This is a genomic window from Leifsonia sp. L25, assembly GCF_050632895.1.
Window position 1 is genome coordinate 2,231,886 of the sequence record NZ_JBODRZ010000003.1, and the last position, 12,191, is coordinate 2,244,076.

The window sequence follows — 12,191 nt, forward strand, 5'->3', positions numbered from 1 at the left end:
ATCCTGTGCCCAGGGCCGGCCGCCGATCAGGGCCGAAGGTCACACCCTTCGCCGGCGCTGCGCCAGGGCGTCTCCGAGCCTCCCTGCCCGAAGCCGTCAGGGAGCCGACCGCGCTCGCTGCCCGTCGCGACGAGGGCCCGGTACCACCGCCACGTGACTTTCGGCCCAGGCCGACGGGCCCCGCAGTGAGCACAGTGAGTCCATGCAGCACGAGACCTCGCTCGGCGCGGGTTCGTGAGCGAGGCCGGTCGGAAGGAGGATCCTCGTGTCCCATCCCGTCATCCACTTCGAGTTCGGAAGTCCCGACGGCGCGGCGCTCGCCGGCTTCTCGGAAGGCGGGGCGTCCTGACAGGGCTGTCGAGCGCGGACGTCGCGGATCGCGCGGCGGCGGGACTCGGCAACCGCTACCGGCCACGCACCAGCCGCAGCCTTGCCGGCATCCTGCGTGCGAACGTGCTGACCTTGTTCAACGCGATCATCGGGGGCTGCTTCGCCGTGCTTCTCGTGATCGGCGATTGGCAGGACGCCCTGTTCGGCCTCTCGGCGCTCGCCAACCTCGTCATCGGCACGTGGCAGGAGCTCCGGGCCAAGGCCACGCTCGACCGGCTGGCGCTCCCCTCCGCGTCGTCGGCGCGGGCCGTCAGGGACGGGCGGGAGGTCGTGCTGAGTCCGGACGACGTGGTCATCGACGAGCTTCTCGTCGTCCGCGTCGGCGACCGGGTGGCGGCGGACGCGCGCGTCGTCGTCTCGGACGGACTGCAGGCCGACGAATCGTTGCTGACCGGTGAGTCCGACCCCGTGGACAAAGGGGTCGGCGATGTCCTTCTCGGCGGGTCCGTGATCGTCGGCGGGGAGGGCAGGGCGAGGGTCGACCGGGTCGGCGCGGACACCTTCGCCAACGGTCTTGCCGCGCAGGCACGCCGGTTCTCGCTGGTGTCGAGCGAGTTGCACGCGGGCATCCAGGCCGTGCTGCGCTGGGTGGCCTGGGGCATCGGCCCGCTTGCGCTGCTGGTCTTCAACGCCCAGGTGCTGGCCCTCGGGGGTGGTCGGCCGTGTTCCACTCCGAGGAGTGGCGCGACGCTGCGGTTTACACGATCGCTGCGGTGGTCGCGATGATCCCGCTCGGGCTGGTGCTGATGACGAGTATCGCGTTCGCCGTCGGGGCGGTGCGGCTCGCCAGGCGGCAGGTTCTCGTGCAGGAGCTGGCCGCGGTCGAGGTCTTGGCCCGTGTGGACGTGATCTGCTTCGACAAGACGGGCACCCTGACGGAGGGCGACGTCCGCTTCGACGAGGAGCGCACTCTGCTGCCGGCCGCGGGCCTCCCGTCCGGGTGGCGGGAGGTGCTCGGCTGGTTCGGGTCGGCTGCCGACGCGAACGCGACGGCGCGCGGGCTGCTCGAGCGCTATCCGGTGCCCACCGACGCGGCGCCGATCGCGCGGGTGCCGTTCTCGTCGGCGAGGAAATGGTCCGGAGTGTCCTTCGAAGGCGGGAGCTCCGACGGCTCGTGGGTCCTCGGGGCCGCCGACGTCCTGTTCCCCGATCGCCGCCTCGACGAGGCCACTGCCTCGTTCGCGGCGCGGGGGCGCAGGGCGCTCGTGCTCGCTCACGGCGACGCGCCGCTGGGCGTCGGCGCCGGCCCGCCGGCGGGGTTGCGGCCGGTCGCGGTGCTGACCTTCCGCGAGCGCGTCAGAGAGGATGCCGCAGAGACCCTGGCCTTCTTCGCGCGCGAGGGCGTCGCCGTCCGGATCCTGTCGGGCGACGACCCCCTCACGGCGGCCGCAATAGCGGCGGAGGTCGGGCTGGGCGGTCATCGCGGTTTCGATGGCCGCGAGCTTCCCGCCGACCCACGCCGTCTGGTGGAGGTCGTCGATGACGAGGTGGTGATCGGCCGCGTCACCCCCGACCGCAAGCGCGACATCGTCGCGGCCTTCCAGTCCGCAGGGCGGACCGTGGCGGTGACCGGCGACGGAGCCAACGACATCCCCGCCCTCAAGCGCGCCGACATCGGTATCGCGATGTCGTCCGGCACCGACGCGACCAAAGCGATCGCGCGGATGGTCTTGCTCGACGGACGGTTCGCGGAGCTCCCCGCCGCGGTGGCGGAGGGCAGGCGGGTCATGGCGAACATCGAGCGCATCTCCAGGCTCTTCCTCACCAAGACGGTTTACGCGTCGGTGCTCGCGTTCGTGTGCGGCGTGTTCCTCCTCGCCTTCCCGTTCCTGCCGCGCCAGCTGTCGGTCGTCGACGGCCTGACGATCGGGCTGCCGGCCTTCTTCCTTGCGCTCCTCCCGAATCTCCGGCGTTACGAGCACGGCTTCCTGAGGCGGTCGTTGCGGTTCGCCGTCCCCTCGGGCTGCGCCATCGGCCTGCTGATCTTCGCCTACACGTGGATCGCGACAACTGCGGGGGTCGACCAGGAGGCGTTGCGAACCGGGGCGACGCTGATCCTCGCGATCGTCGCCCTCTGGGTGCTCGTCGTCGTCTCTCGGCCGTTCGACCCCCGCAAGCTCATCGTCTTCGCTGCGATGGTCGGCGGTCTGGTTGTCGTCTTCACCCTTCCGATGCTCCGGCGATTCCTCGTGTTCGTCGCACTGTCGCCCGCGGAGTGGGCGGTCGTCGTTGCGTCCTCGATCGCGGGAGTGGCCCTCGTCGAGATCGTCGCGGCGACGTTCGCTCGGGAACGCGGAACCGGGAAGCGGTGATCGTCACGCTTGCGCGGGGGAGGTCGGGCGTCGTCGTCTCAGGTGAATGGGCGCCTCAGTGATTCCACTGGTGGCCGTCGACCGGTCCTGAATGCGCGGCAGACGGACCCTCGCCGTGGGAGCGCGATCCGCCGCGGATGCTCTCGGTCACGAGCGCGGCCAGTCGTGTCGCTGCCGAGGGCTCGGGGAGCATCGCTGCCGCACCGAGCGCTCCGGTTGCGTATGCGGCGAGCACGCGCGGTTGGATGTCGGCACGAGCGAGGCCGTCATGGGCGGCATCCTCGATGATGCCGGCGAGCAGGTCGCAGACTTCGCCTTCAGCGGGCGCCAGTCGTGCGGTGTCGTGAAGGGATCCGTCGTCCCCGTGTCGATGACTGCGCAAGCGTGCGTACCCCATCAACACGTTCTCAAGTCGGTCGGCCGGGGCGCTGTCGCCGGCGATCGTCCGCAATCGCTGAAGATGGTTCGCCACCTCGCGCTGCTGCCAGGCCTCCAGAGCCGACCCGACGTCGGGAACGTACCGATACAGAGTCGCCCGCCCCACTCCGCTCGCCTCTGCCAACGCCGTCATGGTCAAGCCGGCGACGCCGTCTCGATGAACGAGGTGCGCGGTCGCATCGAGGATCGCATCCAGCACGGCGGACCGGTGCTCGGTCACCGTCTCGCTCCACAACTTGGGCATGCGACCACCATACTCCTACTGAGACACTTTGACTCACTAGTAACGATGTGTCTTAATGAATGTCATGAGTCAGAACCGACCCCGAACACCCCGCTGGGCGATTGTGACAGGTGTGCTGATGGCGGGCCTCGTGGTCGTCGTCGCAGTCATGCACCTGACCGGCCACGGCATGGCGTGGATACACGGATGACCGCTGTGCCGGGCGGATTGCGCCGATCTCTCCGAGCGATCCACGTGCTCACGTCCATCGCATGGATCGGCGCCGTGCTGGTCTTCCTCGCCTCGGCGCTCCTCGGGCTCCTCAGCAACGATGACCTCATCATCGCCGGTGTCTATGCAGAGCTGTCGGTCATCATCTGGATCGTGATCGTACCGTTGGCGATTCTGTCGCTTGGGAGCGGCGTCGCCATCTCCCTCATCACGCAGTGGGGGCTGACGCGCCATTACTGGGTGTTGTTCAAGCTCGGACTGACGGCGGGGGCGACGGTCCTGTTGCTGGTTCACGCCCGCGTCGTCGACGAAACCGCGATCGTCATGCATTCGGTGCATGGTGGAGCATCGCCTCTTCAGGGCCAACTCGTCTTCGACGCCGCTGCCGCCCTGGTGGTCCTCGCTGCGATCACCCTCCTCGCCTACGCCAAACCGCGAGGGCTGACGCCGTGGGCCCGACGACCCCGGAGCTGGGTGTCCGGAACGCGCGTGCGGGGTCGACGCGATTCCGGGTAGCTCTCTCGACTCCGTTGCGTGCTCGTCGCCGGCTGCAGCCGTTGCTCAGGTCTTCTCGTAGCCGAGTACGGCCATCATCCCGGATTCGGCGTGGTAGATGTTGTGGCAGTGGGTCATCCAGAGCCCGGGGTTGTCGGCGTCGAGCAGCACCGTGACGGATCGGTGCGGCAGCACGATCGCGGTGTCTTTGCGCGGTCCACCGTCGAGTTGGAAGGTGTGGCCGTGGATGTGGAAGGGGTGCCACATCATGGTCTGGTTGGCGATGGTGAGCTGGACGCGTTCGCCTTCCCGGACCGTGTAGGCGCCGTCGAGCGGGTTGCTCATGTCGAAGGCTGTGCCATTGATGCCCCAGTCGTAGTTCATCATTCCGCCGGTGAGGGCGATGTCGATGCGGCGGTCGATGCCGCGCGGCCGCAGGGTGTCGGCGGAGGCGGCGCTGAGCACGGTCGCTGTGACCGGTGACGTGTCGGGGGCCGTGTACCCGTTGGCGGCGGGTGCGGGGCTGACCGTGTTGGAGCGGAGGACGGCGAAGCCGTGGGCGGCTTTGCCGACCGCTTCGGCGACGATGGGGAAGGCGCCGTCGGCGACGGTGATGATGGCGTCGTAGCGTTCGCCCATTCCCAGCAGGATGCTGTCGCCCTCGACGGGGTTCACCGGGTACCCGTCGGTGTGGGTGACGGTGAGCCGGTGACCACCGACGGAGAACCGGAACGCGGTGTCGCCGCCGGCGTTGATGATGCGCAGCCGCACCCGTTGCCCGGGCTTCGCGGTGAAGGTGGCCGGGTCTGCGGCCGGGCGTCCGTTGATGAGGTAGTACGGGTAGTAGACGTCTCCGGAGTCGCCGCCGAGCAGGCTCGAGCCGGTCCCGGTGAGGAGGTTGCCGTTCCGGGTCGGGGTGCCGTCCTGGCCGCCGCCCATCATGCCGCCCATGCCTCCCATCCCGCCCATGCCCTCCATGCCTTTCTTCAGGTCGGCGAGCACTTGGTCGGGGGTGGCGGTGACGCCGTCGAGCCAGTCGTCGAGTACGAGCACCCAGTCGTGGTCGTAGCCGAGGGGCTCGTGGGGGTCTTCGATGATCAGCGGGCCCTGGAGGCCTCGGTCGAGCTGCGGGCCGACGTGCGGGTGATACCAGTAGGTTCCCGGTGCGTCGGCGGTGAACTCGTAGCGGAACGAGCTCTTGGGTGCGATCGGCTGCTGGGTGATCGGCGGCACCCCGTCCATGTCGTTGCGCAGGGCGATGCCGTGCCAGTGGACGGTGGTGTCGTCCGGGAGCTGGTTGGTCACATGCGCACGGATGGTGTCACCGACACTCGCGCGGATGGTGGGGCCGGGGACCTGGCCGTTGTATGCCCAGGTGGAGGCGGTCCGCCCGGCGAGGTCGATGTCGGTCTTGCCCGCGGTGAGCTGGACGCGGGTCGTTCGTCCGGTGCGTCCGCGGGCTTTCTCGGCCGCGGTGACGGGGCCGCTGGTTGCGGTGAGGAGGTTCGGGGCGCCGGTGCAGGCTGCGAGGGCGACGGTGGTGGCGATCCCGGCGCCGCCGAGGAGGAGGCTGCGTCGGGTGAGGTTCGAAGAGTTCATCAGATGTCCAGGAGGGAAAGCGGCCAGAGGGTCGAGAAGGAGTGGGAGGGGCGGGGGCCGCCACGAAGGGAGAGAGTGACGGCGCCCGCGTCCGGTGGGACCTGGAGGGTCAGAGACTGGCGAGGAGCTGCTTCATGGTGGCGATCTCGGCGGTCTGCGCGGCGGCGATCTTCTTCGCCAGCGCGACGGCGTCGGTCGCCTTGCCCTGGTCGGTCTCGGTCGTGGCCATGGTGATGGCGCCCTGGTGGTGCTGGATCATCTGGGTGAGGAACAGTTTCGACGCGTCAGCGCCGGACGCATTCTTCAGCGCGTCCATGTCCTGCTGCGACATCATGCCGTCGCCGCCCATGTCCATGCCGCCCATGTCGGACTTCTGTCCCCAGGTCCTCAGCCAGCCGTTCATGGTGTCGATCTCCGGCTGCTGCGCGGCCTTGATCTTCTGCGCGAGCTCGGTCACCCTCGCATCCACGCCCTGCTTGGCCAGGAGGGTGTCGGACATCTCGATGGCCTGCTGGTGGTGGGGGACCATCGCCATGGCGAAGGTGACGTCGGCCTGGTTGTGGTCCGAGGTGGAGGCGTCGGTGCTGGAGGTGCTGTGGCTCATGCCGGGCATGTTCCCCATACCAGAATCACTGCCGGAGGAGCCGGCGGTGCAGCCGGCCAGTGCGGCAGCGGTCAGGAGGGCGCCGGAGGCGAGTGCGATCAGTCTGGTGTTCATCTGGATTGGTCTCTTTCGTCGTGTGGATGTGCGGATGGCGGGCACGCTGAAGCAGCACCGCGCGTGCGCGCGGTGCGAGCGTGCGTCATCTGCGATCGACGGAGAGAGCCAGAAGAGACGGTGGGGACGACCCGATGGTGCGGGCGACGGTCCGGATCAGGGTGGCGGGTCCGGCGCGCATGCCCACGCCGAGAGGGGCGCGGGTCAGGGCGGGCGCGACCAGCAGGATGGTCGCGGCCAGGAGTGCGAGAGTGCACACCATGGCGGTCATATCGTGCATCGGGTCGCAGCCGTCTGCGGCGCATCCGCTGGTCGTCCCCGAGTCGGGATTCGCGGGAGCGATCGCCGCCGAGAGTGTGCCGCTCTCGTGCGACTGCACGAGGGCGGCGGACGTGGCGTGAGACATGGTGAACTCATGCGGTTGGCTCGCGGGAGTGTTGACCACGTGCATGGCCAGGATCCCGGTGACGATTCCCGCGACGGCGACGAGAAGAACGAGCAGGCAGCGCCAGGTGCGGGTGTGTGTCGATTTGCAGTCGGCGAGCATGTGTCCTCCTTCCGGGTTCCACGCTAGCGGCGCAGTCTGGATACCCGCCTGGGGTTTGATCAGGACGGGACTTTGTACCCGCTGCGGGCCTCTGAGTGAGTCCACTCTGGTCGCAGGACTCAGTTGAGGAGGCGGTCATGTACGGGTGGATGATGGGCGGCGCGGGGGCCTGGTGGATCGCGTGGCTGCTCGTTCCGCTGCTGATCATCGCCGTGGTCGTCGTGCTCGTCGTCACACTGACCCGGCGTGGCCCGTCCGGAGGCACCGGTACCGTTCCTCCGCCGAACTTCTCGGCGAGGGCGATCCTCGATGAGCGGTATGCCCGGGGTGAGATCGATCACGAGGAGTACATCCGGAGACGGGACGAGCTCGGGCGCTCAGGCGGTTAGGGCTCCGGTCTCGGAGCGGTCGAGGTACGTGTCCTTGTCGGTGATGCAGCCGTATCCGGTGTGATCGTGCTCGGTCATCGGGAGTCTTTCGCAGCGGGAGAGGGCGGCGTCAGCGGGTGAGGATGGCGCGGGTGCTGACCTCGGGGGCGAGGTCGAGGCGGCGGAGCAGTTGGGCGTTGAGGGCGACCACGACCGTCGACAGCGACATGAGGATCGCCCCGACGGACATGGGCAGGACGAACCCGATCGGCGCGAGCACGCCGGCGGCGAGGGGCACGGAGATCAGGTTGTAGCCGGCGGCCCACCACAGGTTCTGCTTCATCTTGCGGTAGCTGGCGCGGGAGAGCTCGATGACCGAGAGCACGCTGCGCGGGTCGGAGCTGGCCAGGATGACGCCGGCGGAGGCGATCGCGACGTCGGTTCCCGCGCCGATCGCGATGCCGACGTCGGCCTGCGCGAGGGCAGGGGCGTCGTTGACGCCGTCGCCGACCATCGCCACTTTGCGGCCTTCCTTCTGGAGTTCAGCGACGGTGCTGGACTTGTCCTCCGGTCGCACGTGCGCGTAGGTGCGGTCGATGCCGAGTTCGGCGGCGACCGCGTTCGCGACCGCTTCGGCGTCGCCGGTGATCATGACGACCTGGACGCCCAGCTTGTGGAGCGCATCGACGGCCTCCCGGGATTCCGGGCGCACCTCGTCGGCGAGCTTCAGGCCGCCGATCAGCGCGCCATTGCGGAGCACGTGGAGGATGATCGCTCCTTCACTGCGCCACGATTCCGCCTCGTCGACCTCGGCGGCTCCTGCTTCTTCGAGCAGGCGCGGGCCGCCGACACGGATCTCGGACCCGTCGACGGTCGCGGTCACACCGACGGCCGGCGAGGACGAGAACCCCGTGGCCGTCGGCATGGTCAGTTCGCGCTCACGTGCGGCGCGGACGATCGCGGTGGCCAGCGGGTGCTCGCTGTCCGCCTCGGCCGCCGCTGCGAAGGCGAGCACCTCGTCCTCGCTCAGCGCGCCGACGGGCGCGATCGCGGTGACGGTCGGCTCGCCCTTGGTGAGCGTGCCGGTCTTGTCGAACAGGACCGTATCCACGGTGCGCATGCTTTCCAGCGCAAGACGGTCCTTCACCAGCACACCGCCGCGAGCGGCGCGCTCGGTCGCGATGGAGACGACCAGCGGGATCGCGACGCCCAGCGCGTGCGGGCAGGCGATGACCAGCACCGTGATGGTGCGCACGACCGCGTCGTCCGGGCTGCCGACGAGCGTCCACACGACAGCGGTGATGATGGCGGCGCCGAGCGCGAACCAGAACAGCAGCGCGGCGGCGCGGTCGGCGATCCGCTGTGCCCGGGAGGACGAGTTCTGCGCCTCCGTCACCAGGCGCTGGATGCCGGCGAGGGCGGTGTCGTCGCCGACGGCTGTGACCTCGACACGGAGGCCGGAGTCGACCGCCACCGTCCCGGCGGTCACCGTGTCCCCGTCACCGCGGGAGACCGGACGGGATTCGCCGGTCACCATCGACTCGTCCATCTCCGCGCGACCGTCGACGATGCGCCCGTCGGCGGGGACGCTGCCGCCAGGCCGAACCAGCACCACGTCGCCTACTCGGAGGTCGGCAGGGGCGACCTTCACAGTGGTGTCCCCCTCGATCCGTTCCGCCTCGTCGGGGAGGAGTGCGGCGAGGGAGTCGAGCGCCGAACTGGTCTGGGCGAGCGAGCGCATCTCGATCCAGTGGCCGAGCAGCATGATCACGATCAGGAGGGCCAGCTCCCACCAGAACTCCAGCTCGTGGTCGAGCAGTCCGAGGGTGGCGCCCCAGGAGGCGAAGAACGCGACGGTGATCGCCAGGCCGATCAGCAGCATCATGCCGGGCGTCCGGTTCTTCAGTTCGCTGTAGGCGCCGCTGAGGAACGGCCAGCCTCCCCATGCGTACATGACGGTGCCGAGCACTGGCGCGATCCACAGCGCCCAGCCCGGCACCGTGTAGCCGAGGATCATCGCGAACATCTGCGAGGTCGCGACGACCGGGACGGCGATGATCAGGTTGATCCAGAAGAGTCGCCGGAACTGTCCGACGTGGTCGCCGTGTCCGGCATGCCCCGAGTGGCCTGCATGGTCGGAGTGGTCCATGCTGCTGTGGTCGATGCCGGCGTGATCGGCGGCGGAGTGTGCGTCGTGGGCCGCCGGTTCGGCGGTCTCGGTGTGCGGGTGGTGAGCGTGCGGGTCGGTCATGAGGTCGCTTCCGTTGTGCGAATGCTCTGGTTCGAGTGTGACACCGTGCTCGGCACGATGCTGGTGAAGCTGCGCAGGCGCAGGCTGTTCCCGACGACGAACACGCTGGAGGCGGCCATTGCCGCCCCGGCGAGCATCGGATTCAGCAGCCCGAGGGCAGCGATCGGGATGGCGGCGACGTTGTAGGCGAAGGCCCAGAAGAGGTTCGACTTGATCGTCCGGAGGGTCTTCCGGGAGAGCCGGATGGCGTCGACCGCGCCGAGCAGGTCGCCGCGCACCAGGGTGATGTCCGAGGCCTGGATGGCCGCGTCCGTGCCGGTCCCCATCGCCAGGCCGAGGTCGGCCTGGGCGAGGGCCGGTGCGTCGTTGACGCCGTCGCCGACCATCGCGATGATCCGTCCCTCCTGCTGCAGCCCGGCGATCACGGCCACCTTGTCCTGCGGGAGCACTTCGGCGATGACCCGGTCGATGCCCGCCTCTGCGGCGATCCGCTCCGCCACCGCCTGGTTGTCTCCGGTGAGGAGGATGGGCGTCAGCCCCAGCTTCCGGAGGCTGGCGACGGCCTCGGCGCTGGTCGGTTTGAGCGTGTCGGCCACGATGAGGATGCCGCGGACCCGGCCGTCCCAGGCGACCGTCACGACTGTCTTGCCTCCCGCTTCCGCCGCCGATTTGCGGGTGGCGAGCTCCGGCCCGAGTACGAGCGACCAGTCGGCCAGGAGCGAGTCGCGGCCGACGAGCACGGCGTGCCCCTCGACGACGCCCTGAACGCCCCGGCCTTCGATGTTGTGGAACTCGTCGACGGGCGGGAGGGTGCCGGCCTGCTCGGCGGCCGCTTTCGCGATCGCCTGCGCGATCGGGTGTTCGGAGGCGTGCTCGAGCGCCCCGGACAGCCGCAGCAGATCATCGCGCCGGGTGCCGGATTCCGCGATGGCCTCGACGAGCGTCATTCGACCGGTGGTCACCGTGCCGGTCTTGTCGAGCACGACGGTGTCGACGGAGCGGGTGGACTCCAGCACTTCGGGTCCAGTGATGAGGACTCCCAGCTGGGCTCCCCGTCCCGTGCCGACGAGCAGGGCGGTCGGCGTGGCCAACCCGAGCGCGCAGGGGCAGGCGATCACGAGGACGGCGACCGCGGCTGTGAAGGCGGCCGCGACCGGGAACCCGGCGATCAGCCAGGCCGCCAGGGTCACCACAGCGATCCCGATCACGATCGGCACGAAGACTGCCGAAACCCGGTCGGCCAGGCGCTGGACCTCGGCTTTGCCGGTCTGCGCGTCTTCCACGAGCTGTGCCATCTGCGCGAGCTGGGTCTCGGACCCGATCCGGGTGGCCCGGACGAGCAGCCGGCCCCCGGCGTTGACGGTGGCGCCGGCGACGGCGTCGCCTGCGACCACTTCGATGGGGACGGACTCGCCGGTGAGCATCGAGGCATCCACAGCCGAACTGCCGGAGACCACGACCCTGTCTGTGGCGATCTTCTCGCCCGGGCGGACCACGAACTCATCGCCCACCCGCAGTTGCTCGACGGGGATCCTCGATTCGGTCCCGCCACGGAGGACGGCGACCTCCTTCGCCCCCAGCTCCAGCAGCGCACGGAGGGCCGCCCCCGCCCGACGCTTCGCCCGCTTCTCGAAGTAGCGGCCGGCCAGGATGAACACCGTCACCCCGGCCGCCACCTCGAGGTAGATGTTCGACGCGCCGTCCGACGGCGCGAGGGCCAGCTCGAAGGCGTGCGTCATGCCGGGCATACCCGCCGTGCCGAAGAAGAGAGCATAGAGCGACCAGAGGAAGGCGGCTGTCACACCCAACGAAATGAGCGTGTCCATCGTCGCCGCACCGTGTCGGAGGTTCGTCCACGCCGCCTTGTGGAACGGCCACGCACCCCAGACGACCACCGGCGCCGCAAGGGTCAGCGAGGCCCACTGCCAGTACGTGAACTGAAGCACGGGGATCATCGCCAGGGCGACCACGGGAACAGCCAACACCCCGGAGATCACCAGCCGCGTGCGCAAAGAAGCCAACTCCGCGTCGACCGGCTCTGCAGCAGCCTGCTCGGCAGGAGCGGCCGGCGGCGCAGGCACGGCGGCGGTGTAGCCCGCCTTCTCGACCTCGGCGATCAGCGCGGCAACCTCGTATCCGAGAGGGGCGGTCACCTTCGCCTTCTCGGTGGCGTAGTTGACCGTCGCGGTGACGCCGTCCAGCTTGTTCAGCTTCTTCTCGACCCGCATCGCGCAGGAGGCACAGGTCATCCCGCCGATCTCCAACTCCACGGCGGTGTTCGGCTCATCGGCCGGGGTCGTGATGCTCATCGAACCTCCTCGATCAGAATGCGTTGCGGACGGGTCGCTGCGCTGGGCCTTAGGCGCGTACGGCGGAATACCCGGCCTCTTCGACGGCAGCCAGCACAGCAGAGTCATCGATCGGCTCGGCCGAGGTGACGACCAGCTTCCCGGTCTGCGCGCTCACGGTGAGCGCGGTCACGCCCGCCACCTGCTCGACTTCTTCGCGGACGGACATCTCGCAGTGGCCGCAGGTCATTCCGGTCACCTGGTACACGTTCTCGCTCATCATCGATCCTTTCGTCGTATACCCCCGATGGGTATGCGATCACGATAACAC

The 12,191-nt window shown here is 69.2% G+C and carries 11 protein-coding genes; 4 read left to right on the top strand and 7 right to left on the bottom strand.

Annotated features, from left to right (window positions below; genetic code table 11):
* The first annotated feature begins 453 nt into the window (after positions 1-453).
* Both ACRAWC_RS15160 and ACRAWC_RS15165 read left to right on the top strand, forming a co-directional pair.
* On the top strand, positions 454-1,116 hold the full coding sequence (locus ACRAWC_RS15160; RefSeq protein WP_431348478.1) for a hypothetical protein: 663 nt from the start codon (positions 454-456) through the stop codon (positions 1,114-1,116).
* Complete coding sequence (locus ACRAWC_RS15165; RefSeq protein ID WP_431348479.1) at positions 1,053-2,702, top strand: HAD-IC family P-type ATPase; 1,650 nt, start codon at positions 1,053-1,055, stop codon at positions 2,700-2,702. The genes ACRAWC_RS15160 and ACRAWC_RS15165 overlap by 64 nt, the downstream gene beginning before the upstream one ends.
* A 55-nt stretch (positions 2,703-2,757) precedes the next feature.
* Here the strand turns inward: ACRAWC_RS15165 and ACRAWC_RS15170 are convergent, their stop codons facing one another.
* A complete protein-coding gene (locus tag ACRAWC_RS15170) occupies positions 2,758-3,384 on the bottom strand; it encodes a TetR/AcrR family transcriptional regulator (RefSeq protein ID WP_431348480.1) in 627 nt (208 codons plus the stop codon).
* Positions 3,385-3,618: 234 nt separating this feature from the next.
* Here ACRAWC_RS15170 and ACRAWC_RS15175 point away from each other — a divergent pair, with 234 nt between their 5' ends.
* Positions 3,619-4,110 carry a hypothetical protein gene (locus ACRAWC_RS15175; protein WP_431348481.1) on the top strand — a complete coding sequence of 164 codons (492 nt, stop codon included), beginning with the start codon at positions 3,619-3,621 and terminating at the stop codon, positions 4,108-4,110.
* A gap of 45 nt (positions 4,111-4,155) precedes the next feature.
* On the opposite strand, the gene ACRAWC_RS15180 is transcribed toward ACRAWC_RS15175, so the two are convergent.
* The 3 genes from ACRAWC_RS15180 to ACRAWC_RS15190 form a co-directional block, all read right to left on the bottom strand.
* Positions 4,156-5,688, bottom strand: coding sequence for a multicopper oxidase family protein (locus ACRAWC_RS15180; protein ID WP_431348482.1), 1,533 nt, complete (start codon positions 5,686-5,688; stop codon positions 4,156-4,158).
* Positions 5,689-5,797: 109 nt separating this feature from the next.
* A complete protein-coding gene (locus ACRAWC_RS15185; protein WP_431348483.1) occupies positions 5,798-6,406 on the bottom strand; it encodes a DUF305 domain-containing protein in 609 nt (202 codons plus the stop codon).
* Positions 6,407-6,491: 85 nt separating this feature from the next.
* Positions 6,492-6,953, bottom strand: coding sequence for a DUF6153 family protein (locus ACRAWC_RS15190; protein WP_431348484.1), 462 nt, complete (start codon positions 6,951-6,953; stop codon positions 6,492-6,494).
* Between the two features lie 137 nt (positions 6,954-7,090).
* Here ACRAWC_RS15190 and ACRAWC_RS15195 point away from each other — a divergent pair, with 137 nt between their 5' ends.
* Entirely contained in the window at positions 7,091-7,342 is a 252-nt protein-coding gene (locus ACRAWC_RS15195; protein WP_431348485.1) for an SHOCT domain-containing protein, read from the top strand.
* Between the two features lie 109 nt (positions 7,343-7,451).
* Here the strand turns inward: ACRAWC_RS15195 and ACRAWC_RS15200 are convergent, their stop codons facing one another.
* From ACRAWC_RS15200 to ACRAWC_RS15210, 3 genes are read right to left on the bottom strand one after another with little or no spacing between them, the layout of a single operon-like run.
* On the bottom strand, positions 7,452-9,572 hold the full coding sequence (locus tag ACRAWC_RS15200) for a heavy metal translocating P-type ATPase (RefSeq protein ID WP_431348486.1): 2,121 nt from the start codon (positions 9,570-9,572) through the stop codon (positions 7,452-7,454).
* Positions 9,569-11,881, bottom strand: a complete 2,313-nt coding sequence (locus ACRAWC_RS15205) for a heavy metal translocating P-type ATPase (protein WP_431348487.1) — start codon at positions 11,879-11,881, stop codon at positions 9,569-9,571. Before ACRAWC_RS15205 ends, ACRAWC_RS15200 begins: the two co-directional genes overlap by 4 nt.
* 49 nt (positions 11,882-11,930) lie before the next feature.
* Positions 11,931-12,140 (bottom strand): heavy-metal-associated domain-containing protein, encoded by a 210-nt coding sequence (locus tag ACRAWC_RS15210; RefSeq protein WP_158866009.1) that lies wholly within the window; start codon positions 12,138-12,140, stop codon positions 11,931-11,933.
* Positions 12,141-12,191: the final 51 nt, after the last annotated feature.

Coding starts and splice junctions, on each gene's coding strand:
- ACRAWC_RS15170 (WP_431348480.1), bottom strand. CDS start 3,384: ATGCCCAAGTTGTGGAGCGAGACGGTGACCGAGCACCGGTCCGCCGTG.
- ACRAWC_RS15190 (WP_431348484.1), bottom strand. CDS start 6,953: ATGCTCGCCGACTGCAAATCGACACACACCCGCACCTGGCGCTGCCTG.
- ACRAWC_RS15185 (WP_431348483.1), bottom strand. CDS start 6,406: ATGAACACCAGACTGATCGCACTCGCCTCCGGCGCCCTCCTGACCGCT.
- ACRAWC_RS15200 (WP_431348486.1), bottom strand. CDS start 9,572: ATGACCGACCCGCACGCTCACCACCCGCACACCGAGACCGCCGAACCG.
- ACRAWC_RS15195 (WP_431348485.1), top strand. CDS start 7,091: ATGTACGGGTGGATGATGGGCGGCGCGGGGGCCTGGTGGATCGCGTGG.
- ACRAWC_RS15205 (WP_431348487.1), bottom strand. CDS start 11,881: ATGAGCATCACGACCCCGGCCGATGAGCCGAACACCGCCGTGGAGTTG.
- ACRAWC_RS15180 (WP_431348482.1), bottom strand. CDS start 5,688: ATGAACTCTTCGAACCTCACCCGACGCAGCCTCCTCCTCGGCGGCGCC.
- ACRAWC_RS15210 (WP_158866009.1), bottom strand. CDS start 12,140: ATGAGCGAGAACGTGTACCAGGTGACCGGAATGACCTGCGGCCACTGC.